Origin of the sequence: Methyloversatilis sp., from assembly GCF_030696805.1 — a bacterium.
Lineage (GTDB): Bacteria > Pseudomonadota > Gammaproteobacteria > Burkholderiales > Rhodocyclaceae > Methyloversatilis.
The window spans coordinates 83587-108471 of the sequence record NZ_JAUYRO010000092.1 but is presented as its reverse complement, the minus strand read 5'-3'; the positions used below and the strand labels follow the sequence as shown (position 1 = coordinate 108471).

Annotated in this window: 28 protein-coding genes; 13 read left to right on the top strand and 15 right to left on the bottom strand. The window is 64.7% G+C overall.

What is annotated here, in order from left to right; all coding sequences use genetic code 11:
• Nucleotides 1–95: 95 nt before the first annotated feature.
• Together Q8R75_RS14835 and Q8R75_RS14830 are read right to left on the bottom strand one after the other, a co-directional pair.
• Nucleotides 96–1016 carry an OmpA family protein gene (locus tag Q8R75_RS14835; protein ID WP_305612975.1) on the bottom strand — a complete coding sequence of 307 codons (921 nt, stop codon included), beginning with the start codon at nucleotides 1014–1016 and terminating at the stop codon, nucleotides 96–98.
• 30 nt (nucleotides 1017–1046) lie between these two features.
• On the bottom strand, nucleotides 1047–1505 hold the full coding sequence (locus Q8R75_RS14830; protein WP_305612977.1) for a DUF4398 domain-containing protein: 459 nt from the start codon (nucleotides 1503–1505) through the stop codon (nucleotides 1047–1049).
• A gap of 280 nt (nucleotides 1506–1785) precedes the next feature.
• Between Q8R75_RS14830 and Q8R75_RS14825 the strand changes: the two genes are divergently transcribed.
• A complete protein-coding gene (locus Q8R75_RS14825; RefSeq protein ID WP_305612979.1) occupies nucleotides 1786–3081 on the top strand; it encodes a PHB depolymerase family esterase in 1296 nt (431 codons plus the stop codon).
• On the opposite strand, the gene Q8R75_RS14820 is transcribed toward Q8R75_RS14825, so the two are convergent.
• Nucleotides 3057–4322: a ferredoxin reductase family protein gene (locus tag Q8R75_RS14820; protein WP_305612981.1), complete on the bottom strand. Its 1266-nt coding sequence runs from the start codon at nucleotides 4320–4322 to the stop codon at nucleotides 3057–3059. The two genes, Q8R75_RS14825 and Q8R75_RS14820, sit on opposite strands and share 25 nt — an antisense overlap.
• A gap of 271 nt (nucleotides 4323–4593) precedes the next feature.
• On the opposite strand from Q8R75_RS14820, the gene Q8R75_RS14815 reads away from it, so the two are divergent.
• The 7 genes from Q8R75_RS14815 (at nucleotide 4594) to Q8R75_RS14785 (ending at nucleotide 7915) form a co-directional block, all read left to right on the top strand.
• Nucleotides 4594–5205 (top strand): hypothetical protein, encoded by a 612-nt coding sequence (locus tag Q8R75_RS14815; protein WP_305612983.1) that lies wholly within the window; start codon nucleotides 4594–4596, stop codon nucleotides 5203–5205.
• A gap of 63 nt (nucleotides 5206–5268) precedes the next feature.
• A complete protein-coding gene (locus Q8R75_RS14810; protein ID WP_305626103.1) occupies nucleotides 5269–5484 on the top strand; it encodes a glycine zipper 2TM domain-containing protein in 216 nt (71 codons plus the stop codon).
• 103 nt (nucleotides 5485–5587) lie between these two features.
• Nucleotides 5588–5815 carry a hypothetical protein gene (locus tag Q8R75_RS14805; protein WP_305612986.1) on the top strand — a complete coding sequence of 76 codons (228 nt, stop codon included), beginning with the start codon at nucleotides 5588–5590 and terminating at the stop codon, nucleotides 5813–5815.
• A gap of 258 nt (nucleotides 5816–6073) precedes the next feature.
• On the top strand, nucleotides 6074–6406 hold the full coding sequence (locus Q8R75_RS14800) for a DUF883 family protein (RefSeq protein WP_305626102.1): 333 nt from the start codon (nucleotides 6074–6076) through the stop codon (nucleotides 6404–6406).
• 79 nt (nucleotides 6407–6485) lie between these two features.
• Nucleotides 6486–6716, top strand: coding sequence for a CsbD family protein (locus tag Q8R75_RS14795; RefSeq protein WP_305612990.1), 231 nt, complete (start codon nucleotides 6486–6488; stop codon nucleotides 6714–6716).
• A 236-nt stretch (nucleotides 6717–6952) separates the two neighbouring features.
• Nucleotides 6953–7405: a response regulator gene (locus tag Q8R75_RS14790; protein WP_305626101.1), complete on the top strand. Its 453-nt coding sequence runs from the start codon at nucleotides 6953–6955 to the stop codon at nucleotides 7403–7405.
• Between the two features lie 195 nt (nucleotides 7406–7600).
• Nucleotides 7601–7915 carry a BON domain-containing protein gene (locus Q8R75_RS14785; RefSeq protein WP_305612994.1) on the top strand — a complete coding sequence of 105 codons (315 nt, stop codon included), beginning with the start codon at nucleotides 7601–7603 and terminating at the stop codon, nucleotides 7913–7915.
• Nucleotides 7916–7995: 80 nt separating this feature from the next.
• On the opposite strand, the gene Q8R75_RS14780 is transcribed toward Q8R75_RS14785, so the two are convergent.
• From Q8R75_RS14780 to Q8R75_RS14770, 3 genes are all read right to left on the bottom strand, one after another.
• Nucleotides 7996–8607 (bottom strand): hypothetical protein, encoded by a 612-nt coding sequence (locus Q8R75_RS14780; RefSeq protein WP_305612996.1) that lies wholly within the window; start codon nucleotides 8605–8607, stop codon nucleotides 7996–7998.
• A 152-nt stretch (nucleotides 8608–8759) separates the two neighbouring features.
• Nucleotides 8760–9746, bottom strand: coding sequence for an NADPH:quinone reductase (locus Q8R75_RS14775; RefSeq protein ID WP_305612997.1), 987 nt, complete (start codon nucleotides 9744–9746; stop codon nucleotides 8760–8762).
• A gap of 28 nt (nucleotides 9747–9774) precedes the next feature.
• The gene (locus tag Q8R75_RS14770; protein ID WP_305613000.1) at nucleotides 9775–11034 is read right to left on the bottom strand and encodes a D-amino acid dehydrogenase; all 1260 of its coding nucleotides are present in this window, start codon (nucleotides 11032–11034) and stop codon (nucleotides 9775–9777) included.
• A 178-nt stretch (nucleotides 11035–11212) separates the two neighbouring features.
• Here Q8R75_RS14770 and Q8R75_RS14765 point away from each other — a divergent pair, with 178 nt between their 5' ends.
• On the top strand, nucleotides 11213–12226 hold the full coding sequence (locus tag Q8R75_RS14765; RefSeq protein WP_305613001.1) for a class 1 fructose-bisphosphatase: 1014 nt from the start codon (nucleotides 11213–11215) through the stop codon (nucleotides 12224–12226).
• Here Q8R75_RS14765 and Q8R75_RS14760 read toward each other — a convergent pair.
• The 4 genes from Q8R75_RS14760 to Q8R75_RS14745 are packed head-to-tail and all read right to left on the bottom strand — an operon-like array spanning nucleotide 12171 to nucleotide 15838.
• Nucleotides 12171–13496, bottom strand: a complete 1326-nt coding sequence (locus Q8R75_RS14760; protein WP_305613002.1) for a TIGR03862 family flavoprotein — start codon at nucleotides 13494–13496, stop codon at nucleotides 12171–12173. The two genes, Q8R75_RS14765 and Q8R75_RS14760, sit on opposite strands and share 56 nt — an antisense overlap.
• The gene (locus Q8R75_RS14755) at nucleotides 13496–14140 is read right to left on the bottom strand and encodes a lytic transglycosylase domain-containing protein (protein ID WP_305613083.1); all 645 of its coding nucleotides are present in this window, start codon (nucleotides 14138–14140) and stop codon (nucleotides 13496–13498) included. Before Q8R75_RS14755 ends, Q8R75_RS14760 begins: the two co-directional genes overlap by 1 nt.
• Nucleotides 14140–14514: a VanZ family protein gene (locus tag Q8R75_RS14750; RefSeq protein ID WP_305613004.1), complete on the bottom strand. Its 375-nt coding sequence runs from the start codon at nucleotides 14512–14514 to the stop codon at nucleotides 14140–14142. Before Q8R75_RS14750 ends, Q8R75_RS14755 begins: the two co-directional genes overlap by 1 nt.
• A complete protein-coding gene (locus Q8R75_RS14745) occupies nucleotides 14504–15838 on the bottom strand; it encodes an undecaprenyl-phosphate glucose phosphotransferase (protein WP_305663780.1) in 1335 nt (444 codons plus the stop codon). Before Q8R75_RS14745 ends, Q8R75_RS14750 begins: the two co-directional genes overlap by 11 nt.
• 204 nt (nucleotides 15839–16042) lie before the next feature.
• Here Q8R75_RS14745 and epsL point away from each other — a divergent pair, with 204 nt between their 5' ends.
• The gene (epsL, locus tag Q8R75_RS14740; RefSeq protein WP_305626098.1) at nucleotides 16043–17266 is read left to right on the top strand and encodes an XrtB/PEP-CTERM-associated polysaccharide biosynthesis outer membrane protein EpsL; all 1224 of its coding nucleotides are present in this window, start codon (nucleotides 16043–16045) and stop codon (nucleotides 17264–17266) included.
• 7 nt (nucleotides 17267–17273) lie between these two features.
• Here the strand turns inward: epsL and Q8R75_RS14735 are convergent, their stop codons facing one another.
• The 5 genes from Q8R75_RS14735 to Q8R75_RS14715 are packed head-to-tail and all read right to left on the bottom strand — an operon-like array spanning nucleotide 17274 to nucleotide 21366.
• Entirely contained in the window at nucleotides 17274–17810 is a 537-nt protein-coding gene (locus Q8R75_RS14735) for an adenine phosphoribosyltransferase (protein ID WP_305613009.1), read from the bottom strand.
• Nucleotides 17807–18868, bottom strand: a complete 1062-nt coding sequence (locus Q8R75_RS14730; protein ID WP_305613011.1) for an aminopeptidase — start codon at nucleotides 18866–18868, stop codon at nucleotides 17807–17809. Before Q8R75_RS14730 ends, Q8R75_RS14735 begins: the two co-directional genes overlap by 4 nt.
• 7 nt (nucleotides 18869–18875) lie before the next feature.
• Complete coding sequence (pabB, locus tag Q8R75_RS14725; RefSeq protein ID WP_305663779.1) at nucleotides 18876–20678, bottom strand: aminodeoxychorismate synthase component I; 1803 nt, start codon at nucleotides 20676–20678, stop codon at nucleotides 18876–18878.
• A 40-nt stretch (nucleotides 20679–20718) separates the two neighbouring features.
• Nucleotides 20719–21030: a DUF3301 domain-containing protein gene (locus Q8R75_RS14720; RefSeq protein WP_069037634.1), complete on the bottom strand. Its 312-nt coding sequence runs from the start codon at nucleotides 21028–21030 to the stop codon at nucleotides 20719–20721.
• 6 nt (nucleotides 21031–21036) lie between these two features.
• The gene (locus Q8R75_RS14715) at nucleotides 21037–21366 is read right to left on the bottom strand and encodes a hypothetical protein (RefSeq protein ID WP_305613016.1); all 330 of its coding nucleotides are present in this window, start codon (nucleotides 21364–21366) and stop codon (nucleotides 21037–21039) included.
• A gap of 280 nt (nucleotides 21367–21646) precedes the next feature.
• Here Q8R75_RS14715 and Q8R75_RS14710 point away from each other — a divergent pair, with 280 nt between their 5' ends.
• From Q8R75_RS14710 to epsF, 3 genes are all read left to right on the top strand, one after another.
• On the top strand, nucleotides 21647–22597 hold the full coding sequence (locus Q8R75_RS14710; protein WP_305613018.1) for an EpsD family peptidyl-prolyl cis-trans isomerase: 951 nt from the start codon (nucleotides 21647–21649) through the stop codon (nucleotides 22595–22597).
• Nucleotides 22598–22668: 71 nt separating this feature from the next.
• On the top strand, nucleotides 22669–23472 hold the full coding sequence (epsE, locus tag Q8R75_RS14705) for a polysaccharide export protein EpsE (protein ID WP_305613019.1): 804 nt from the start codon (nucleotides 22669–22671) through the stop codon (nucleotides 23470–23472).
• Between the two features lie 12 nt (nucleotides 23473–23484).
• Nucleotides 23485–24873, top strand: a complete 1389-nt coding sequence (gene epsF / locus Q8R75_RS14700; protein WP_305613021.1) for a chain length determinant protein EpsF — start codon at nucleotides 23485–23487, stop codon at nucleotides 24871–24873.
• Nucleotides 24874–24885: the final 12 nt, after the last annotated feature.

The following is a 24885-nucleotide window of genomic DNA, read 5'->3' as shown; positions in this document are numbered from 1 at the left end:
CCCGGAGCGGCGCTTCCGGTCGGCTTTTCGCGCTGGCGCCCGTGAGCTGGATGCCATGCGGCACCCGCCGCGCGCCGGTAAGCAATGTCGCCTGCTTATTGATTGTTCGACATCCCGCTTGGCGGCGGCCCGAAAACGATTTCCACGCGCCGGTTCATCTGGCGCCCGGCGGCGGTGTCATTTCCGGCTACCGGCCGGTCTTCGCCGAATGCACGCGTGCTCAGCCGATCAGACGCCACACCGAGCTTGACCAGTTCCGCCATCACCGCATTCGCACGTCTGCCCGACAGCGCGAGGTTGCTCGCTTCGGAGCCTACGCTGTCGGTGTAGCCTTCGATCGTTGCGCTGCGTTGCGGGTTGCGCTTGAAGAAGTCGGCCAGGCGGATCATGTCGGCCGAACCGCTGGACAGCAGATCAGCCTTGCCGCTGTAGAACAGCACGCCGCCCAGCGTGACGACCATGCCGCGATCGGTCTTTTTCGCATTCAGCGCGGTCAGTTCGGCTTCCAGCGTTTCGACCCGCGACCGGCTCTGTTCCATGGCGGCCTGGTCGCGCAGGGCGGACGATTCAGCTTCTGCAAGCTGGGAGCTCTTGACCTGACTGCGTTGCTCGGACGCGATCAGCTCGCGCCGTGTGTTGTCTGCCTCGGCCGTCCGTTCGGCCAGCCGCATGCGGTCGCGCTCGGCCGCCGCACCGGCGGTCACGGCCTGTGCCGCCCGACCGGCCGCGGTTTCGCGGGCGATCAGGATGCGCTGTTCGGCCAGATAGGCGAGGTGATCGACGGTCTCCTTGCGTGTGCCCGCCGTCCAGGCCTGTTCGGCCTTGCTCACGGACGCTTCGGCGTCGCGCAGTTCGTCGGCGGCCAGCGCGCTGACGTGCGGGTCGCTGCGTGCGGCGACGACGCGCTCGCGTGACTGGTCAAGCGCGCTGTTGCGCTCCGGCACGCTGCTGCAGGCCGCCAGCGAAGCGCCGAACAAGGCGATGCACAGCGTGCGGATCTTGGTATGGGGTGTCATCTTGGGCTCCTGATGCGCTGACCGCTGAGGTCAGCGAACGATCTTGCGGTTGATTTCTTCCTGCAGCACGCGGGCGGCGTCCTGCGACTCGGTGGCGCTGCGCTGCGAGCGCACTGCCTGGGCATGCGCTTCGGCAACGTGGGCGTCGAGTTCGGCCTGTTCCGCAAGCTGGCCGGCGCGCTCGTAGTCCTTGTTCGCCAACGCCTGGCGGGCACGGGTGAGCTTGCCGATGGCGATCTGCAGTTCGGCCGGCGCGTTTTCACGCGTGCCGGCGCTGCTGGCCCGTTCGACAGCGGCTTCGGCAACCGCCATCTTTTCGACGGGTGGCGGCGTGGATGCGCAGGCGCCGAGCAAAACGGCGGCCAGCGCGAGTGCGAGCAGCGACCAGGTTGTCCGGGCGGGAGCGGGCAGCGCCGATGCGGCGTGGGTACGAGTGGATGCGTGAGTGGGGGTGTAACTCGGGGTGTGCATGGGGGTGTGCATGGTCATGATGTTTCCCTGGGCAATGTGTCCGTCGACGGCAGCAGGTTGGCGGGCAGTGTTGGTGAGCTTCGCGTGCAGCCTGATCGCTGGCGGCCCCGCCGTCTGTCTGTTTGCGCACATCCGTTTGCGTTCGCGCACATCCGCCCAGGCGCCGGGCGGATGCAGTGCGGCAGCGTACAGACCGCATCCCGCCTGTCGCGGATATTCCGGCCGCACTGGCGACGCACGCCCGCGTTCCGGCCGTCCGTCGGGGCGGGGCCATCGTTGCGCCGCCTCGGGAGCCGTCATGCAAACAAGCCCACAGATCGAACACACCCGTCGACGACGGGTCATCCGGCGCCTGCTGGACGAACTCGCATCGTGCGACCCGGATGACGACGCCTACGAGCGCAAGCTTGATCTGCTTGGCCGGCGCATCGCGCGCCGCGTCCCGCCGGTGGCGGGCGATGCGGCATCCGGCCGCGCCAGCGGGGCCGGGCGCAGGTCGCCCCCGGCGCCTCTCTGGCAACCCTTCTGGCGACGGCAGCGCGCCCGTCTGACAAGGCTGGGCGGCGTGCTGCTGAAACTGGTCAGGGTCGCCTCCGCGCGCACCGCTGACAATCTGCACCGTTCGTCGCCCGCGCGACCGGATGCGCCTGTAGCCGACGGTTCCGGCGGTCTGACCGCAGCGGACGGCCGGCGGGTCGGTCGGTTGATCGGCCGATTCGGGGCTGGACAGCGGGTCGAGGGCGTCGACGGCCATTACATGCTGTATGAACCCGCGTTCCGCACCGCGGGACCGGCGCCGCTGCTGGTCATGCTGCATGGCTGCAATCAGGGGGCCGCCGAGTTTGCCGCCGGCACGCGCATGAACGAGGTGGCGGAAGATTCGGGCGTTGTCGTGCTGTACCCGGAACAGTCGATGGGTGCGAATGCGCTGCGCTGCTGGAACTGGTACGCCTTGCAGGACGTGTCGAACAGCGCCGGTGACGCGGCACTGATCGCCCGCCTGACGCGTCGGGTGATGCAGGATCAGGATATCGATCCGGCACGCGTCTACATCGCCGGCATGTCGGCCGGTGGCGCGATGGCCGCCGTGCTGGCGCGCGACTATCCCGGGTTGTATGCCGCGCTGGGCGTGCACTCCGGCATTGCGGCCGGACGCGCGCACGACGCCGTATCGGCCATGCGCATCATGGCGTCGGGACCGGATACGCTGCCGCCGGACCTGCTGTCGCCGACCGAGCTCGGTGCACTGCAACTGCCGCGCATCGTGTTCCACGGCGACGCGGACACCACCGTGCATCCGTCGAATGCCGATGCGCTGTATGCCGCATCGGGTCAGTCAGGCAACGATCAGGCGAGGGAGCACACGACGTCCGAAGCCACGCCTGCAAGCGAAGGGCAACGCGGCTACACCCGTTCCGCCCTGTTTGGTTCGTCAGGAGTGAGCCAGGGCGAGCGCTGGATCATTCACGGCGCCGGCCACGCATGGACCGGAGGCGACGGTACGCAGCCTCATACCGATGCGGCTGGACCGGATGCATCGAGGCAGATGATGCGGTTCTTCCTGCAGCATCACCTGAACTCGAAGATTTCGTAGCGGATGTTGCCGGCCGGGATGCCGCGTTCGCGCATCCGGGTCCGGACTGTCTGCAACAGGCCTTTCGGACCGCAGAAACTGATATCGATGGTCTCCGGCCGATTTGCGCGCAGGAGCGCATCGAGTGCATAACCGAACTCCGGGTCGGCGCCACCCCCCTTGATGGGGAAGAATGCTGCGCCGCGTTCCGACGCTTGCCCGCGCAAGCTGTCCACATCGGGGAAATCGCGGCCTGGGCTGCAGAAGTAGAACAGGCTGACGCGGTCGAAGTGCTTGCCGCCTGCATCGGTCAGCCACGCAACAAAGGGTGAAATGCCGACGCCACCGCCGATCCAGATTTCGCAGCGCGAGTCGGGCAGGCGCTCGAAGCGTCCGAATGGCGCATACAGGTCGGCGTGCATGCCTGTCCTTGCCTGCGTGACCAGTCGCTGCGTGTAGTCACCCAGGGCCCGGATGACGAACTGGATCCGCCCGTCCTGCCGGCTACCGGAGGCGATGGTGAAGGGATGCGGTTCGCGCAGTCCGTCCTCGCTGAGCGACAGGAATGCGAATTGCCCGGCCTCGAACCGGATCGGTTGCCCGAGCGGTCGCAGATCGAGCTGCACGGCCGCAGGGCCGTGCTCGACTGCGACGATTTCATACGCCGCATGACGCGACATCAGCGGATACAAAAGAAGTTTGTAGGCCGCAGCGGCCAGGCCCAGGCCGCACAGCCCCGCAAGCCAGACACCGGCCGGGCTGGCCAGGACGATCGGCGACTTGATGCTGACGGCGTGAAATACGACAACCAGCAGTGCCGGCCCGGCCAGCTTGTGCCACCACCGCCAGACGCTGTAAGGAATGTTCCGGTTCAGTGCCAGAAGGACCAGCAGCATCAGTGCGACGAAACCCGACTGTCGGGCAAGCCTTGCGATGGCCGGGTCGAGTGCGAAAACGGCCGCCTTCGTCCAGTTGTCGCCGTCGGCCTTGAACATGAGGTGAGCCGAAGCAAAAACCAGCGCCCAGATGCCCAGCCACTTGTGCGTGCGATAGGCGCGATCCAGCCCGCCGAATGCTGTTTCGACCCAATGCCACCGTGCGCCAAGTATCGCCGCACTGGCCATCAGCGCCAGCGCGGTGACGCCGCTGCCCAGACTGAACGCGCCGAGCGTCAGCCGGCTGTCTGCGGGCAGTTCGAGCGTCACGAGAAGGAAGCTGACAGCTGCCAGGATGAAGATCAGGGCCCGGCTGTCGGGGATCATGGTTTTACGTTCTCAGGAATGGGTGAACGAAAGCGCGCCCGGTGTGCCTGGCCGACGCAGCGAGACCGCAAGATGCAGGATGCATCATGCGGCCGCGGTTGGCAGACGTCTGCTCGGTGACGTACATAGCTTGTGTGTGTCAGCAGACAGACAAGATCTTTTCGACTGCGTAACGTGCAATGGACGGACTGCACACGTCCGCGTCCGTCCATGCAGCGACCGCTCCGGCCGCGCCTGCGACGTGACGGCGAATCACGAAAAGAGGACAACCATGAACACACTCCGTACCCATGCGCTGGCGCTTGCCATCGGCCTTGCCTTCAGCACGGGCGTCATCGCCGAAACGATGACCAAGGCCGAGCAGAAGGCTGCCAAGGCGCAGATCACATCTGACTACAAGGCAGCCAAGAAGGCCTGTGATTCGCTGTCCGGCAATGCCGAAGACATCTGCGAGGCGGAAGCGAAGGGCGCTGAAAAGGTCGCCAAGGCCACTCTGGAAGCGAAACGTGCGCCATCCACTACGGCGGACTACAACGTGCGTGTGGCGCGTGCCGATGCGGCCTACATGGTCTCGAAGGAACGTTGCGATGACCTCGCCGGCAACCCGAAGGACGTCTGCGTCGAAGAGGCCAAGGCCGCGCGCACAAGCGCCAAGGCCGATGCGACGGCACAGCTGAAGATGTCGGAAAGCAACGCCGCAGCAGGCGAAGCAACGAGTGATGCGCGCGTGAAGGCGGCGGAACAGAACGCCGAGACGCGCAAGGAAGCGAAGGAAGACAAGGTCGACGCGCGCTATGACGTCGAGCAGGAAAAATGCGACAGCCTGGCGGGCGACGCGAAGGATCGTTGCATCGATGCGGCAAAGATGCGCGCCGGCAAGTAAGCCGGTCGCGCACGCAGTACCTCGCGGCCAACCGGCCGCGATACCCGGATACGAGGTCACACCATGAATACGAAATCGAATGTTGCAAGGATCGCCCTCTGTGCTGCACTGCTCGTCGGCCTGAGCGCCTGCTCGGGCATGTCGGCGCGTGATCGCAACACCGCCATCGGCGCAGGTGCGGGTGCGGTCGGCGGTGCGGTGCTGACCGGTGGCAGCGCGGTCGGCACGGTCGGCGGAGCCGCAGTGGGTGGCCTGATCGGCCGCGAAATCAAGAAGTAAGCTGGCCATCGAGCTTTGGCCGGTTGCAGGGGCATGCGGCGTGACCCGAAGGAAAGCGCCGCATGACCGCTGGCAGGTATGCAGTTGAACGACGGAGTGGTCAATGAACAAGAATGCGCAAAAGCTGGGTGCGGTGATGGTTGCCGGTCTGTTCCTTGCAGTGTTGTCGGGCTGTCAGAAGGAAGGTCCGGCCGAAACCGCTGGCAAGAAACTGGACGCCGCGGTCGGCAATACCTCGGACGCGATCGGTGACGCAACCGAAAAGGCGGGCGACAAGCTCGAACAAGCCGGCGACAGCATCAAGGATGCGACGCGGAACGACAACAAGTAATCAGGCATTGAGGCGGGATGCCGGCCGCGATACTTCCACCGGCCGCACACTCGTTTCAGTCCGCTGAAGGGCGACATTGCGGCGGATACGTTCGCTGCCGAACAGACGCTGTTTGCCGCGCGGCACACAGTTTTCATTGGCGGTGGAACCCAACCGGCAGGACGGTCAGACCCCGGCGATTCCATCCGATTTTCAACATGATGGCGGGTTTCCGGGCTGCGGCCCGCCCGCTGACTGCGCTTTTCCAAAGGAGGCAAGATGAATACGGATTTCAACGGTGGTGAGGCAGGCATCCAGGGCAAGAAGGATGTGCTGGTGAGTGATGTGAAAACGGTGGTCGGCGACGCCGATGCCTTGGTCAAACAGGTGATCGACAGCACGGCGAGCGAAATTTCTGCGGCGCGTACGAAGATCGAAACGCGCCTGTCCGATGCCCGTGCCGGCCTGGATCGCGCTGCGCATGCGGTGTCGGACAAGGTGCACCGCGCAGCAGACAACACGCGGGTGTATGTCAGCGAAAACCCGTGGAAGGCGATCGGCGTGGCCGCGGCGGCCGGGCTGCTGGTGGCGCTTCTGATGCGTCGCCGCTGAGCATTGTTGTCACGTGGAACGGATGCAGGCGACCTGCCTGCAACGTTCGGGTTGAAACTGCAAACCGAAAGGACACGAAATGAACTGGGATATCGCCGAAGGCAACTGGAAACAATTCAAGGGCAAGGTCAAGTCGCAATGGGGCAAGCTGACCGACGATCAGCTTGACGTGATTGCCGGCAAGCGCATCGAACTGGCGGGCCGGATCCAGGAAGCGTATGGCATTACGAAGGACGAGGCGGAAAGTCAGATCGAACAGTTTGAAAAGCTGAACGAAGACAGCATCCGAACTCCCGACAGGCTGCCTTGAAGCGTGTTTGCCCGCGCTGCGCGTCGACGGTCTGCCGCATCCGGCGACGGTTCGTCGACCGCCTGATCAGTCGCTTCGTATCGGTACAGCGCTTCCGCTGCGACTCGATCCATTGTGTGTGGGAAGGCAACTTTCGGGTCGCGATGGAACTGCCCCGTGTCGATGCAAAGGCGGGTGAATGATTCCGGACCGGACTGCTGACCCGCATCTGGCAGGCACTCCGTTTTCGCGGAGAGATGATCATGAATGAAATACGACACACCATCCTTTTGTTCGAACCTGATGCGGTGCGAGCCGGCCGGATCCGGCTCGTGCTGGCAGGGCCGGTTACCTCATGCCTTCGCGTCGAATGGGTCACAACGCTGCCGGATGCGCTGCGGTGCCTTCGCCGGGATGAAATCGAGGTGGTGCTGCTCGACACCGAGCTATGTGAGGGCGAAGGCATCGACACACTCAGACGGATACGGCAAGTGAAGCCGAGTGTGCTGGTGTTGCTGATGTCCGAGCCCGGTGATGAACCCATGCCGGACAGAGCCGGCTTCGGCGACGCCGCGCGCGGATACCCCGGTCCGAGCAACGACACGGCACCCGGGCTTTCGGGTTCGACGTCGCTGTTGGACACATTGCGCCGTGGAGTCGAGGCGGAAAGACTGCAACGCCTGAGCGCCGACGTGGCGCTGACGTCCTGATTCTGTACGCCAGCGCACCGACGCACAACTATGGCGCGCGCATGCTGATGATGTTCCGGTCGGCGGTTTCGCATGGCCGGACATTTCCTGACAGACAGGGTCGCCAGCCGCTGGTTTCGTTCATCGAACGCGAGCGTGCGACGCCTTGCCGAGCGACGTCAGGCGCTCGTACAGCCGTTTCCAAAGGAGTTTTTCATGCATGACATCAAACGATATCTGTCGGCCGCCTTTCTGGCCGTTGCACTTGCCGGCGCTGTAGGCTGCGCCGCCACCTCCAAGCAGGAAGGCACCGGCGAGTATGTGGACGACAGTGTCATCACCACGAAGGTGAAGGCAGCCATCCTGAACGAAGCGACGCTCAAGGTCGCCGAGATCAATGTCGAAACCTTCAAGGGCGTGGTCCAGCTCAGCGGTTTCGTCAATTCGGCAGCCGACATCACGAAAGCGGTTGAAGTGGCGCGCAGCGTGGGTGGCGTCAAGTCGGTCAAGAACGACATGCGCCTGAAGTAAGACGCAGCGGTCTGTAGCCCACGACGGCCCTTGCGTACCTGGTTCGCAAGGGCCTTGCCACGTGTGCAGTGCGCGCAGCGTCAGATACGGATTGCGCCGCGTGTCCTGACCTTGCCGGTCGCCTTGTCGAGCAGCGCCTTCACCTCTTCCAGCGTCGGCAGCAGTGCCTTGAATTCGGGTGCCTGGAAGTACAGATTGACGCGGTGGTTGCCCAATGGCTCGAGCGCGTCACAGGACACGAAGTGCTGCGTGCCTTCGCGCGCGTCGGTGCGCTCGTCGATGAGGTCGAATTCGCCGGTTTCGCAATAGGCGTCGCCGACCCGGGTCGATGAATAGTAAGCCGGGTCGTCCTTCATGATGAGGGCGGTCCAGGCGCTGAGCTGCGCCGGTGTCACCCGCTCGCCGAAGGTTTCGATCGTCAGCTGCAGACCCATGCGGTCACCGCTGCGCCCGGCGAGAAAAGTGCAGATTTCGGTGTGGGTATCGACCGGCGCATCGGCCTGGCCCTTGTAGAGATCCAGTACGTCGGTGGCTGGCAGACGCACGATGCCGAAGCCGACTTCGGCGAGATCAGCGGTATCGACGAGGTCGCACGGTGTCTGACCGGCTTCGCTCGCCGATGCGGTCTGGCAGCACGCGACCACAATGATCGCCAGGCCGTATCGGCGTACCGACGTCACATTCGAAGTCATGTTCCGTCCTCCCGGAGCACCAGAGTAGGGCGACGCTGATGTCCGTCTGCATGTCGGGTCGCGCTGCCGTCGCGTGCCCATGAAAGTGCAGGGCAACGCAACAACATCGTACATCCATTGTGCGCACGGCTGCGCGCCCGGGTACCTGAAGCTCAGTCGAGCGCCAGCACGATGTTGCCGACCACTTGCCCCTGTTCGATCCGCGTGTGCGCGTCGGCGATCTGCGCCAGAGGCATGCGTTCGGCGATGTGGTGTCTCACCCGGCCGGTCGCCAGCAGCCGGGTCAGGGTGTCGATCACCGCGCGCCGCTCGGCCTCGTCCAGCGTGTAGACGAGAATCACGCGCAGCGTGATGTTGCGCGCCGCCAAAGCGAAGAACGGCAGCGCGAACTGCGGCGTTCCACTGCCATATATGATCCATTCGCCGCCCGGGCGCACCAGTCCGATGTCCATGACGGCGTTGGCGGCCACGTCGACTTCGACGATGCGGTCTACGCCTTGGCCACCCGTGGCGGCGGCCACCTGCGCAGCGACGTCTTCGGTGCGATAGTCGATGACCCGGTCGGCACCGGCGTCGCGCGCAAGTTCGGCCTTGGCCGCGTTGCTGACGGTCGTGATGACCTGCCGTGCGCCGAGCAGCTTTGCAAACTGCACGGCATAGCGACCGACCGCGCCCGCACCGCCCGCCACAAGTACCGATTTGCCTGCCACGCCGCCGTGCGTCAACAGGGCGTGCAGCGCGGTCGTTGCCGGAATGCCAAGGCAGGCGCCCGCTTCGCCGCTGATCGAGTCAGCCAGTGCGACTGCCTGTGCCTGCGGCAGCGTGATGAACTGCGCCGCGGTGCCGCAGGCGCGACCCCATGCCGCGTTCCACAGCCACACCCGCTCGCCGATGCGCGAAGCACTGACGCCCGGCCCGACCGCGTCGACGATGCCCATGCCGTCACTGTGCGGAATGATGCGCGGGAAGGGCATGCCGCCGGCACGCAGGCCGGCGCGCGCCTTCACGTCGGACGGATTCACGCCGGACCACTGCAGCCTGACCCGCAGCTCGCCCGCGCCCGGGACCGGATCGGGCAGCTCGGCCACCTGCAGCACCTGCCGGGCCGGGCCGGTCTGGTCGTAGAAGGCTGCGCGCATGGGAAATGTCCGGTCGGGTGCCGGCGCGTCAGTGACGCTTGCCTGTCAGGTAGGGGAATTCGATGTCCGAGCTGCCGCCGTCGATGAGATCGGCAAGCAGGCGTGCCGAGCCGCAGGCCAGCGTCCAGCCGAGCGAGCCGTGGCCGGTGTTGTACCAGAGACCCGGTATGCGGCTGCGGCCGATCAGCGGCACATTGCCCGGCGTGCACGGGCGCAGTCCGGCCCATGCCTGCGCTGCGTCGATATCGCCGGCATCCGGGCACAGCGTGCGGGTCAGACCGGTCAACAGACGCACCCTTTCGTCGTCCACGGTGACCGTGTGACCGCCCAGCTCGGCCAGACCGGCCACGCGGATGGTGTCGCCAAGGCGTGACATCACGATGCGGTGCTCCTCATCGGTGATGCTGACGCGTGGCGCATTCGGACCGGCCGGAAAGGTGATCGAATAGCCCTTGATCGGATACAGCGCCGGGCGCGGGCCGTGCTGTTCGACCAGCGCGCGGGTGTGCGTGCCCAGCGAACACACGATCTGGTCCGCGCACAGCAGCCCGCGTACGCCGCGCGCGTCGCGGACAGCCACGCCGCGCACCCTGCCTTCGTGCATGTCCAGGCTGTCTGCCGTGGTTTCGTAGTGGAAAGCGACACCGGCGTCGGCACAGCACTGCGCCAATGCACGGGTGAAGGCGCAGGCGTCGCCCGATTCGTCGTTCGGCGCGAACAGGCCGCCGATCAGGTTGCGCGTGCTCGATGCGAGTGCGGGCTCGATGTCGATGCAGCCCGCGGCATCGCAGACATCGATCCGGATGCCGTGCCTGTGCAGGATGCGCGCGCGCTGCTGCGCCCGGGCCAGTTCCTTGCGGTTGAAGAACACATGCAGGATGCCGCTTTCGGTGTGCGCATAGTCCAGCTGCAGGGTGCGTCGCAGCAGGCCGAGTTCGACCTGGCTGCGGATGGCCAGCTGCGCCAGTGCATCGGTGTTGGCCCGCACGCGCCCCGGGCGGCATTGCAGCAGGAACGCAGCCATCCATCGCCACTGGCGATGATTGACGGTCGGCGAGAAGCGCACCGGCGCGGTCGAGCGGCCCATGCCGCGCAGCCCGATGCCGGGCGCCTGCGGGGTAGCCCAGGGGCCGGCGTGGCTGACCGAAATCTGCCCACCGTTGGCGAAACTGGTTTCCATGGCCGGCTGGCTCTGACGGTCGACCACTGTGACGGAATGACCCGCCTGGCGCAGGTACCAGGCGGTAGTAATGCCGACGACGCCGGCACCTAGAACAAGTATATGCATGCGGATCTGGTTTTCGAGGACACCGTCAGGACTGCTGTTGCAGGCTGCAGGTTCCTTGTGTAAGCACCGTCGCGGGGCCGGAAATACGATCGAAACCGCAGTCGGCGTGAAATCGTGCGAGGCGTTTCATGGTGCTGTGCACGATAATCGATTTTCTGACCCTACGGAGCCGTACCCCATGTCCCGCATCACCCTCAGCCAGTTCCTGATCCAGCAACAGCGCGACGGCGAGCGCATCAGCGCCGAGTTGCGCTTTCTGGTCGAGGTGGTGGCGCGCGCCGTCAAGGCGATCGGCAACGCGGTGGGCAAGGGCGGGCTCACCAACTCGCTCGGTGAAGCGGGCGGCGAGAATGTGCAGGGCGAGGTACAGAAGAAGCTCGACGTGATCGCCAACGAAATCCTGCTCGAAGCGAACGAGTGGGGCGGTCACCTGGCAGCGATGGCGTCGGAGGAAATGGACGCGCCGCACCAGATCCCGAACCGCTACCCGAAAGGTGAGTACCTGCTGCTGTTCGATCCGCTCGATGGTTCGTCGAACATCGATGTGAACATTTCGACCGGCACCATCTTTTCGGTGCTGCGCTGCCCGGATTTCGCCAACGGCGGTGCCGCACCCGTGGATGAAAGCGCCTTCCTGCAGCCCGGTACCCGCCAACTCGTGGCCGGCTACGCGGTGTACGGATCGGCTACCCAGCTGGTGCTGACGCTGGGCGAGGGCGTGCATGCCTTCACGCTGGACCGCGAAACCGGCAGTTTTGTCAGGACCACCGCCAACATGCGAATTCCGGACGACACCAGGGAGTACGCGATCAACGCATCGAATGCGCGGTCGTGGGAAGCACCGGTGAAGCGCTACATCGACGAACTGACCGCCGGCAAGACCGGCGTGCGGGGCATGGACTTCAATATGCGCTGGGTCGGGTCGATGGTGGCCGACGTGCATCGGATTCTGACCCGTGGTGGCATTTTCCTGTACCCGAAGGACACGAAGGACCCGACCAAGCCGGGCAAGCTGCGCCTGATGTACGAAGCGAATCCGATGGCCATGCTGATCGAGCAGGCTGGCGGCGCGGCGACGACCGGCTACCAGCGCATCCTGGACGTGCAGCCGGAAAAACTGCACCAGCGCGTGCCGGTCATCCTGGGTTCGAAGAACGAGGTCGAGCGCGTGCTGGGTTATCACTCGGCCTGAATGCGGCCTGGATGGCAGCCTGGCCGTGCCCGGCGGCAAGCCGCTTGAGCATGCCGGCGGCCGCGACGCGGCCGCTCGCCATGCTGGCGGTGAGCAGATAGCCGCCGGTCGGCGCTTCCCAGTCGAGCATTTCGCCGGCACAGAACACCCCGGGCAGCGCCTTGAGCATCAGGTCGGCGTCGAGCGACTCCAGCGTCACGCCGCCCGCGGTGCTGATGGCTTCGGCCACCGGCCGGGTGGCGGTCAGGCGCAGCGGAAGGGCTTTGACGGTTGCCGCGATGCGCGCCGGATCGCTCAGTGCCGCCTTGTCGAGTACCTCGAACAACAGCCCGGCTTTCGCCCCGTTGATGCCCAGTCGTCCGGCCAGATGCGACGACAGCGAGCGCGCGCCGCGCGGGTGGGCGACTTCGGCGAGCACGCGCGCCGGCTCGTGCGCCGGCAGCAGATCGAGTGCAATATCGACAAAGCCGTCGGCCTCCAGCCGCTCGCGCAGCACGGCAGACAACGCATAGATCAGGCTGCCTTCGAGACCGCTGGCGCTGACCAGGCATTCTCCGCTGCGCGAGATCGTCCGGCCATTCCTGTCGGTGAAGCCGATACGCACATTTTTCAGCGGCACGCCCGCATGCCGCTCTGCAAAATGGCTGCTCCATGCAAGGTCGAAGCCGCAGTTGGCCGCGCGCAGCGGCGACACCGCGACGCCACGGCTTTCGAGCAACGTGGTCCAGCTGCCATCCGAACCCAGTTGCGGCCAGCTGGCGCCACCCAGCGCGAGCAGCGTGACAGCGGCCGGTCGCGCGACATCACCGTCCGGCGTGCGAAAACACAGCCGGCCGTCGGCGTCCCAGCCGGTCCAGCGGTGATGCATATGGAAGCGCACGCCGGCCGTGCGCAGACGTGTCAGCCAGGCGCGCAGCAGCGGCGCGGCCTTCAGGTCGCGCGGAAAGACGCGGCCGGATGAGCCGATGAAGGTGTCAATGCCCAGTCCGTGCGACCAGGCGCGCAAGGCACCGGCGTCGCAGCCTTCCAGCCAGCGCGCGACGTCGTCGCTGCGCTCGCGGAAGCGTTCGATGAACTGCGATGGGGCTTCGCTGTGCGTGAGGTTGAGCCCGCCCTTGCCGGCCAGCAGGAACTTGCGACCGACCGAAGCCTTGCCGTCGAACAGGTCGACCCGGATGCCGGCGCCCGACAGCACTTCGGCGGCCATCAGGCCGGCCGGACCCCCGCCCACGATGGCGACATCCAGCGCCGGCGGCAGACTGGCGTGCATCAGTTGGCTGACTGGATCAGGCGCATCTCGCTGCTGTCGGCGCGCAGCTTGTAGGGACTGGGTGGCACGACCGGTTCGGGCGGTGCCGCGAGGCGCTTGAGCGCTTCGTAGCGATCGCTCACACGCGGCACATAGGCCCGCGTTTCCGCGTAGGGCGGCATGCCGCCGTGCCGGCGGACCGCACCGGCACCGGCGTTATAGGCAGACAGTGCCAGTTCGACGTCACCGAAATCATCAAGCAGGTCGCGCAGGTGGCGTGCGCTCGCACGAAGGTTGTCGACCGGCTTCAGGGCGTCGGTCACGCCATAGGCCCGCGCCGTCGCCGGCATCATCTGAGCCAGACCGAGCGCGCCCTTGGGTGACACGGCGTGCGGGTTGTAGGCAGATTCCGCCTGCACGACGGCATGCAGCAGTTCCGGGTCGATGCCGCCCGCCACCGCCGCCTGTTCGATCTGCGCGGCGAATGGCAACCCGCTCAATGCCTGCCGCCTGGCTTCCCGCTGTTCCACTTCGCTGACCCGCAACAGTTCCGGCTGAAGCAGCCGGTAGGTCGTTCCATCGCCCAGCCTGAGCTGATACTCCGAGCCATTCGCATGCGTGAGCAGCGGCAGACCGGCAAGCAGCAGCACGAACATCCGGCGCATCATGACCGGATGCCTCTGGCCGCAATGTAGCGTGCAAGCAGCACGGCGAGAACGATGCCGACGCCGTTCGCAAGCAGGTCAGCCAGCTCGGCTTCGCGGCCGGGCAGCGCCAGTTGACGCCATTCATCGTACAGCGCGATCGCGAATGCGAAGACGGCGCAGCTGTAGAGCCAGCGCTGGCCGAGCGCGAGCCAGAGTGAAAATGCGATGGTGCCGAAAGTGGCCATGTGGGCGAGCTTGTCCCATGGGCTGGGAATCAGCCCGACCGCGAGTTCGGTCTCGCCCAGTCTGATCAGACTGGCAATCATCAGGGTGGCAACCCCCATCGCAAGCCACTGGATGACCGGCGTTCGCTTCACTGCTTCAGTACGCATTGCGGTCCTTGAACACCACCGCGACGGTTTTGACGATGATCCACAGGTCAAGGCCGATCGACCAGTTGCGCAGGTATTCCAGGTCGAACTCGATGCGCTTCTGCATCTTGTCCACCGTTTCGGTTTCGCCGCGATAGCCATTGACCTGCGCCCAGCCGGTGATGCCCGGCTTGACCTTGTGGCGGACCATATAGCCCTTGATCAGCTTGCGATAGGTTTCGTTGTGCGCCACGGCGTGCGGACGCGGCCCGACGATGCTCATCCGCCCCTGCACCACATTGATGAACTGGGGCAGTTCGTCGAGTGAGGTGCGGCGCAGGAAGCCGCCGAATTGCGTGATGCGCTGATCGTTTCGCGTCGCCTGCTTCACCACTGCACCGTCGTCCTGCACCGTCATCGAGCGAAACTTGTAGACGACGATTTCACGGCCGTCGAGACCGTAGCGGCGCTGCCGGAACAGCACCGGGCCAGGGGAAGTCATCTTCACGCCGATGGCAATGCCCAGAAGCAGAGGCGAGATCAGAACCAGAATCAGACACGAAAGCAGCATGTCGCTGCCGCGCTTGACCAGACCGTTGATTCCGGTGAATGGCGTGTCGCACACGGCTACCACCGGCACGCCGGCAACGTAGTCCATGCGGCCCTGGATCAGGTCGGTCAGGAAAATGTCCGGTGCGAAGAACACGCTGGCCGTGGTGTCCTTCAGATCGTCGAGCAACGCGAGGATGCGCGGCTGGCTGGCCATCGGCAACGCCAGATAGATCTGGTCGATGCGATGGGCCTTCACATAGGCGGCGAGCTCGCTGAGCCGCCCGAGCAGAGCATGACCGTTGAGCTGGGTGATGCGCTCCGGCGAACGGTCATCGAAGTAGCCGAGGCAATGGATGCCGAGGAAGGGGTTGAAGGCAAACTGTTCAGCCAGTTGCACGCCGATGTCGTTGCAGCCGACGATGATGACCCGCGTCTGGTTTTCCACCTGCGCGGCGGACCTTTTCAGATAGGCGCGTGCGGTGAAGTGGGCCACCAGCTGGGTCGCCGGCGCGGCCACGAGCCACGCGACCACGACGTCGATCGGAAAATTTTCGATGTACTGGCTCGCGTAGCCGAAAAACAGCAGGATGAACGCGATCAGCATCCAGTTGATGACGCACTGCCGGACCACACGACGCGGCCTCATGCTGAGCAGCGACGAGCCCGGAAACGACAGCGAAAACACCACCAGCGACAGCACGACATAGCGCGCGTCGACCGTGTCGCCGAAGTACAGGGCGCATGCGATCAGCGAAAGGATGAGCGACAGCGGGTCGAGGAACATCTCGACCATTCCGGGAAGACTTAGCGGTGCCCGCAATACGGAAGTGTTACGCTCAAACTTGGCGAGCATTGAGATTGAAACCGATGAGTTCAAGCTGGGAGGGTCTTTGGGAGGTGCGTCGCCGTAGAATAGCGGACTGCAGTTGTTAAATTTTTACGATTTGCGCGTCGGCAAGGAAAGCGTCACAGTCTGCAGCCATACTATTTTAGTGCAATGAACAATAACCTTTCGCTCCTTCCGCGCTCGCTGCAGTGCCTGCTGATGTTGACCTTCCCGCTGTGTGCGTTCGCAGGGGAAGGTGACGTATTCAGCCTCGTGACGTCCGGTGCCTGGCAGTACCAGGACAACGTGTTCTATCTGCCCGACGGGCTCGAGCCAACCTCTTTCGGTCCGAACACGCCGCGCGGCGATCACAGCTGGACCGCCACCCTCGGTTTTACCGCCGACAAGATGATCGGACGCCAGCGACTGACCGCGAGCGCCTCGCAGTCGGCCGTGCGCTACAACGATCTGACGCTGCTCGACTACGAAGGGCAGAACATCGCCGCCGGCTGGCAGATGCAGCTCGGCAATGACTTCTCGGGCAACCTGCGCTACACCAACCGCAAATCCCTCGGTGGCTTCGGCGACTTCCGTTCAACCGAGCTCACCAAGAACATCATCGATGCGGAAACACTGCGTTTCGACGGCGCGTACAAGATCGACGCGTACTGGTCGCTGTTTGGCGGCGTGAGCAAGGATTCGTGGCGCAACAGCACGGAAATCAGGCGCCGCAACGATCTCGACATCGAGCGCATGGAAGCGGGTGTGCGCTACACCACGCGCGGAGGCACGGCATTCGAGCTGCTTGGCCGGCGCAGCGACGGCGACTACCCGCAGCGCCTGCCCATCCTGAACCAGACCAATTCGTACAAGCAAAAGGACATCGAGGCGCGCGTGCGCTGGCAGCCGGTCGGTCACTCGCGGCTGTCGGGGGCCATCGGCCAGTCGAAGCGGGAGCACGAGAACGTGCCTCAACGTGACTATGACGATGTCTATGGCCGGCTCGGCTGGGAATGGCAGCCGACCGGGCACACTGCGGTCAATTTTCAGGCCGAGCGCCAGATCAGCTCGCTGGACGACAACTTTTCCAGCTATTTCCGCACCACCACCTACTCCATCGCGCCGGTCTGGCAGGCCACCGGCAAGATCCGCGTTGATGGCCGGGCGCAGTGGATTGCCCGCCAGGGCGAGGGCGATACCTTCTTCACGGCGCTCGGCGCGATCGGGCCGTCGCGTCAGGAAGACCTGACCACCTACAGTGTGGGCGCGACCTGGGCGATCGAGCGCAATCTGTCGGCCAATGTCGAGGTGCGTCGCGACGAACGCGAGTCGAACAACCAGTTCTTCCAGTACCGCGTGCGCAGCGTGTCCGCGTCGCTTCAGTACGTATTCTGAACACCCTTCAGTAGCGAAGCAGCGCGCGGGCGTCCCAGCCCCGGGCGACGAGCCGGGCCGCGCCGCCGAGGTCGGGCAGGTCGATCAGGAAGCGGAAACCCTTGATGTCGCCGCCCGCCCGGGCGATCAGTTCGCCGCAGGCCAGCGCCGTGCCGCCGGTGGCGATCAGGTCATCAATCACCAGTACCCGGGCGCCCGGCAGCACGGCGCCGACCTGCATTTCCAGCCGGTCGCTGCCATATTCCAGCGCGTAATCGATGCCATGGTTCGGGCCGGGAAGCTTTCCCGGTTTGCGTACCGGCAGCAGGCCGCAACCGAGCCGTTGCGCCACGGCGCCGCCAAGCAGGAATCCCCGCGCTTCAATGGCGGCGACCAGATCGATGCTGTGCGGCGCGATGCCTTCGGCAAGCGCCTCGAGTGCCAGCGAGAAGCCGTGCGCGTCGGCCAGCAGCGGCATTACGTCCCGAAACAGAATGCCGGGCGAGGGGAAATCGGGAATGGTCCGGATCAGCGCCTGCAGTTGGCGTGCGTCGTCGGTATTCATCGGATCGGGTCCTTTGCCGGTGGCAGATCGAGGCGGGCGCGGCGTTCGTCGCGCGGCAATGCGGCCAGTTCGCGCAAGGTCGCCCAGACCGCCGGCAGGTCGGGCGACGCGTCGATCAACCGCGTGAAGGCCGGTTTGGCCGCGCTGTACAAGCCGATCGAGGCGAGCGTGGCGTTGTTGATGTCCTGTGCGAACCATCGGTCATAGCCGCGAAAGCCACCCCAGTCTCGTTCGCGCACGCGGGCGTATTCATCGCCGAGTGCGTCGATCAGGCGGGCCTTTTCCTGCCGTTTTTCGGCGTCGCTCGACGATGATCGATAGACCTCATCCAGTGCGTCACGGTACTTCAATACCAGCGCGGAAAAATCGGCGCGGATGCGCTGGTTGCGTTCGAAACCGGCGCGCAGCGCCTCCTTGCCCGGCCGCATCAGCCAGCGCCGGACGCCTTCTTCTTCCACTGCGCTGGCAAAGGATTCGTTGAATTCGGTGTCGTCGCGCACATAGACGATCTGGTGCGACAGTTCATGCACGATGAGCCGCACCAGTTCTGTTTCCGGGTAATGCATGAAGGTGTTCAGCAGCGGATCGTCGAACCAGCCGAGTGTCGAGTAGGCCGGCACGCCGCCGACATGTACATCGAGGCCTTCAGCGCGGCGTGCTTCGGCGTAGGCCCGCGCGTCGGCTTCGCTGAAGAAGCCCCGGTAGCTGACGCAGCCCGCGATGGGGAAGCAGGACTGGGCCGGCTCGACCGACAGCGGATCGGCCGCGAACACGTTCCACACGACGTAGGGTCGCCCCAGATCGGCGTAGCGACGGTAGCTGCCGTTGTCCGGCAGGGCCATCTCGCGGCTGGCCCAGTCACGGATTTCGGCCGCCAGCGCAAGCCTTTCGCGCAAGGTGTGCGGCGTCGCAGGGTCGGCGCCGACCTGTCCGACCGGTCTGGCCAGGCGCCACAGTTCGAACTGTCCGCTGGCCGCCTGCCAGTAGTAATGCGGCGAAAAGCTGCCGTTGCAGCCGACGATCAGGGGCGTCAGGCACAGCAGCAACAGGCGACGCAACGTTGCCTCAGGCCGCGCCACGGTCGCCGGCGAACGGATCTGCGTAGGCGGGCACCGGGGCCGGCGTGGTGTCGGCCGGGCTCACGTCGAGGCTGACCGGTATCCAGCCGCGTACGCTGTTGATGAACCATATCTGTTGCGCCCGGGCAAGATCGGCGTGCGTGAGCACTTGTTCGCGCAGCACGCCGCTGTCCACCAGGTCGCGCCTGAGCGTGCCATCGAGCAGACCGCTGGCAACCGGCGGGGTCAGCTGTTCGCCGTCGATATCGAGCACAAGATTGCCGCGCGTGAATTCGGTCAGTTCGCCGGCGTCGTTCCACAGCAGCACATCGAACGCGGAACCGACGCAGTGCGAGAAGTGGGCGTCATAGACCGAGCGACGGGTTGTCTTGTGATACAGGAAAGGTTCGGCGCGCGACACCGGTTCAACGGCCAGGCGTACGCTGCATGCGAGCGTGCCGGTGCTGCCGGCGACCGTGCTGTCGAGCCGCACCGTGCCATCGGCGCCATACAGCAGACGCACGCGGAAGCGGCCTTTCGGGTGGCGACGGGCGTGGGCTTCGAGTGCGGCACGCGCCGCATCGGGGGCGTCGAAGCCGAAGAAGCGGGCCGACGCGTCGAGCCGTGAAAGATGTCGTTCGAGCAGCGCGTACTGGCCATCTTCAAGCAGCAAGGTTTCGAGCAGATCGAAATTGCGGGCGGCACGGGACAGGAAACGGCTCTTGGTGCGCACTTCCTCGTACTCGTCGGCCGCCACCGAATCCCACGTGATGCCGCCGCCCAGACCGCAGCGCATCCGGCCGCTGGCAACGTCCAGCGTGACGGTGCGGATCGCGACGTTGAACTGTGCGCCGCCGCCCGGTGCGATATGACCGATGGCGCCGCAATAGACCTCGCGCGGCGTGGTTTCCAGATCCGAAATGATGTCCATCGCCTTGAGCTTGGGCGCACCGGTGATCGAACCGCACGGAAACAGGGCGGCAAACACATCCTCTATCGTCACTTCAGGGCGCGTGCGCGCGGTGATGGTCGAGGTCATCTGCAGCACGGTCGGGTAATTTTCGATCGAGAACAGGTGCGGCACCTGCACGCCGCCCGGCATCGACAGCCGCGACAGGTCGTTGCGCAGCAGGTCCACGATCATCAGGTTTTCGGCGCGGTTCTTTTCCGAATCGCGCAGCCAGCGCGCCAGTTCTGCATCCTCGCGCGGCAGCTGGCCACGGCGCGCCGTGCCTTTCATCGGTCGCGTCGTGAGCACACCGTCCTGCCAGGAAAAGAACAGCTCGGGCGAGGCGGACAGGATACGGTGGCTGCCGATGTCGGCATAGGCGCAGAAGTCTGCCTGCTGGGCGACCCGCAGGCGCTCGTAAAAAGCTTGCGCATCGCCTTCGAACGACGCCAGCGCGCGGATGGTGTAGTTCATCTGGTACGCGTCACCGCGCCGGATCGCGGCATGGATGGCCTCGATGCACTGTTCATAGCGCTCGCGCGGGGTGTCCAGCGTCCACTCGGACACCGAAAAGGCGCCCGGCGCATGCGGCGGGGCGTCAAGCGGCGCCTCGTGCAGGCCGAACCACACCAGCGGCAATGTATTGCCCGCCAGAACGCGGGCGGCGCGGTCGAACGCCGGCGCCGCTTCGTAAGCCACGAAACCGGTCGCATGCAGACCGTCGCGCGCAGCCTGCGCGACCCGCTGCAGTGCCGGCCTGACTTCAGCGGCCGTTTCAGCCCGCACGATTTCCACCGGTGGGCCAAACACCAGACGCCGGGGCAGCCGGCTGGGCGACGCGAAATCCAGTATGAAGTTCATGGGGCGGCGGGTGTGCTCGGGTGGTTCAAGGTCGGCCGTATCAGATGATGTGGGGTGCGATGTATAGCGCGACGACCCGCTTGCCGATCAAGGTGACCGACCCTTGCCGGCGTCGTGTGCCGTCATCGCTGTATTCGAAGCCATAGGTACGCTGGATGCGCATCTGTCCGTTGTCGTCGCGTGCCAGCCAGGCCTTGCGGATGGCCACCGTGTCGTCGAGCAGCTGCACGCCATCAGCGTGGCAGGCTGCCCGGCTCGCCTCCATGCCGATTTCGCGAGCGCTGAGGCTGTCCAGCCACAACCATATCAAGCCTCCGATGACCAGCAGTGCGCTGAGTTCAAAAACAGGCATGGTGGCTCAGGCCCGCAGTGCGGGCTGGCGCGCGACGTAGCGCGCGAGTTTGTCGTCGGCTCGCTGCGACAGCCGGGTGGCCAGCTGTTCGGGTGTCAGTCCCGGGTAAAGCCGGCTCAGAACCAGCAACATGCACAACAGCACGTCTGCGGCTTCGGCGATGGCGGCTTCAGGCTCCAGCGTCTTGTGCGGCTTGAAACCGCGCTCGACCAGCACAGCCTCGGCCAGTTCTCCGCATTCTTCGGTAAGTTTGCACAGCAGCATCAGCGGATCCATGCGTTCATGGGCCGCGAAAACCTGCAGGGCGCTGAGAAATGATTCGGCTGGAATGGACATGGTGAAACCGGATGCAGGGTCAGCGCCGATTCTAGCCTGTGCGGCCACACCCGCCACACCCGCCAGACAGCGCACCCACCAGGATGGAAAGACAACAGGTGAGCGCGCGTCCGGACTTGAAACATTCTGCAAACGCGCATCCGGAGTCCGCTCCATTACGGAAACATTTCACGCAATGGCGCCGTAACACTGCGCGGGTACTGTTAATGCTTGAGGACTTGGGCTATCTTGGCAATCGACCTAAGTGTCACAAATCCGCAACAAATTTTTCGGGGACAACATGTCACACCACGCAGGTCGAGCACTCGTTCTTTCCATCCTGGCGACGGCAATGCTGGCGGCGTGCGGCGGAGAGAGCGGTGACAAGAAGGTCGCGACACAGGTCGCAGTCAAGGTGAACGGCGGTGAAGTGTCGGTGCATCAGATCAACCAGGTCATGCAGCGCACCAATGTGAGCAGCCCCGAACAGGCGAAGGCCGCGAGCCGTCAGGTGCTGGAACGACTGATCGACCAGGAATTGCTCGTGCAGCAGGCGATCGACAAGAAGCTCGACCGCGACCCGAAAACCCTGCAGGCGATCGAAGCGGCCAAGCGCGAGGTGCTTTCCCGCGCCTACCTGGAACAGGTTTCGGCGGTTGCGCCCAAGCCGACCGAGTCCGATATCAGCACTTACTACGCCGAACATCCCGAACTGTTTTCCGAACGTCGCATCTTCAGCCTGCGCGAACTTGCGATCCAGGCCGGCCCGGAATTCATGCCGAAGCTGCAGGGGTACATGGCGGAACCGCGCAACATGCAACAGGTTGCAGAATGGTTGCGGTCGGAGAACGTGCGCTTCACGGCCAACGCAGTGACCAAGCCGGCCGAGCAGTTGCCGCTGGAAATGGTCAAGAACATACACAAGCTCAAGGATGGTCAGGTCGGCATCATCCGCTCCGGCAACACGATACTGCTGCTTGAAGTGGCGGCTTCGCGCAGCGTGCCGGTCGACGAGAAGGGCGCCCAGCCGGTGATCGAACAGTTCCTGCTCAATCAGCGCAAGACCGAACTGGCGAAGGCCGAGGTCAAGAAGCTGCGTGACACGGGCAAGATCGAATACCTCGGTGAATTCAGCGCGCCAGCCGATGAGCCGGCGACAGCCACTGCGCCGGTATCGACGACCGAAGCGCCTCCGGCTGCGTCGCCGGATGCCGGCACCGCGGTTGACAAGGGCCTGTCGGGCCTCAAGTAGGACGCCCGGCCGCGCTTTCCGGCCCTCTTCCAGAGGGCTTCAGTCACCTTCATCACCTGGATATGTCCACCATGACGAAGTTTTTGCGCCTGCTGTGTGCACTCTGGTTCAGCGCACTCCTGCTGCCGATGGCCCATGCGGTCGATGCCCGTGAATATGCACTCGGTTCCGGCGACGTGGTTCGCGTGACCGTGTTCCAGAATCCCGATCTCACCGTCGAAACGCGGGTAACCGAGAACGGGAGCATCACCTATCCGCTGATCGGGGCGGTCAACGTCGGCGGCCTCACGCTGCCGGCGACCGAAAAGCTGATCGCGGACAAGCTGCGTGAAGGCGGCTTCGTGTTGAAGCCTCAGGTTAATGTGCTGGTGCTTCAGATACGCGGAAACCAGGTTTCGGTACTCGGGCAGGTGAATCGCCCGGGCCGCTACCCGATCGAGATCGCCGGCACGACAGTGACCGACATCCTGGCCATTGCCGGCGGTGCGTCAGTCAATGGTGCAGACGTCGTGACGCTGGTCGGTACGCGCAACGGTCAGCCGTTCCGCATGGAAGTCGATGTCCCGTCGCTGTTCCAGCCGGATGGCATGAAGTCGGACATCGCGGTGCAGGGCGGAGACATGCTGTATGTGCATCGTGCGCCCGTGTTCTACATCTACGGCGAGGTGAATCGCCCGGGGGCGTATCGCCTGGAGCGCGGCATGTCGGTCATGCAGGCACTCGCCCAGGGTGGCGGCATCACGCTGCGCGGCACCGACAAGCGGATCCGGTTGCATCGCCGCAACGCTTCGGGCCAGGTTGATACGATGGAACCCGAAATGGCGTTGCCACTGCTGAGTGATGATGTCGTGTATGTGCGCGAAAGCCTTTTCTGATCGGATGAATTCATGACTTTCCAGCAGTTTCTTCTGATTCTTCGCGCACGTTGGCTGGTCGGGCTCGCCGTGCTTTTCGTGGTTGTTGCAACCACCGTGGCGGTGAGTCTCGTACTGCCCAAACAGTACGAATCGGCAGCGTCTGTGCTGATCGATGTCAAGTCGCCGGATCCGATTCTCGGCGTCACGCTGCCGGGCCTGGTGTCGCCAGGTTACATGGCGACACAGATCGACATCGTGACCTCGGACCGCGTCGCTCAGCGCGTCGTGCGGGTGCTCGGTTTCGAAAAGAGTGCGCAGGCGGTCGAGCAGTGGCGCGAGGCGACCGATGGCAGAGGCTCGATCGATGCCTACTTCGCCGAATTGCTTAAAAAGAAGCTTGATGTGCGTCCGTCGCGCGAATCGAATGTGTTGTCGATCGCGTTTTCCGGCCAGGATCCCGCGTTCTCCGCTGCCGTGGCAAACGCCTTTGCCCAGGCCTACATAGATACCAATCTCGAACTGAAGATCGAGCCGGCCAAGCAGTACGCCGCCTGGTTCTCCGGCCAGTCGAAGTCGTTGCGCGAAGAGCTTGAAAAGGCGCAGACCAAGCTGTCGGAGTTCCAGAAGGAAAGCGGTATCGTTAATACCGACGAGCGGCTCGATATCGAAAATGCCCGTCTCGCCGAGCTGTCGAGCCAGTACACCGCGATCCAGGCGCAGCGCAGCGACAGTGCGTCGCGTCAGGCACAGGTCAGTCAGTCGCAGATCGAGACGCTGCCGGAAGTGCAGCAGAATTCGCTCATCATCGGGCTCAAGTCGGAGCTGGCACGCGGCGAGGCCCGGATGACCGACGCCAGCCAGCGCTTCGGCCGCAATCATCCGGAGTACCAGCGCGCCCAGGGCGAGGTCGATTCGCTGCGCGCCAAGCTCGATGCGGAAATGAAGAAGGTCGCCAGCACGCTGGGCACCAGCAACCGGGTCAATGTGCAACGTGAAGCCGAGGTCAAGGCATCCCTGGCGGCGCAGAAAGACAAGGTTCTGGAACTGAAGAAGCAACGTGATGACCTGGCGGTCCTCCAGCGTGAGGTCGAAAGCGCGCAGCGCGCCTACGACGCAGTGGCGCAGCGTTTCACGCAGACCAGCCTGGAAAGCCAGACCACGCAGACCAATATCGTTGTGCTGACGCCGGCCTCGCCGCCGCTGGAACATTCCAGCCCGAACCTGCTGCTCAACACGCTGGTCGCCGTGTTCCTCGGTGTGCTGCTCGCCGTGGGTACCGTACTGCTGCTCGAACTGCTCGACCAGCGCATCCGCGGTGATGATGATCTGCAGCAGCTTCTCGGGGTGCCCGTACTGGGTCTGATTTCGACCGCCAAATTCGGCAAGGGTGCCAAGCGCGCCCGCGCAGCCGCAGCCTGAAGGACACTCTGG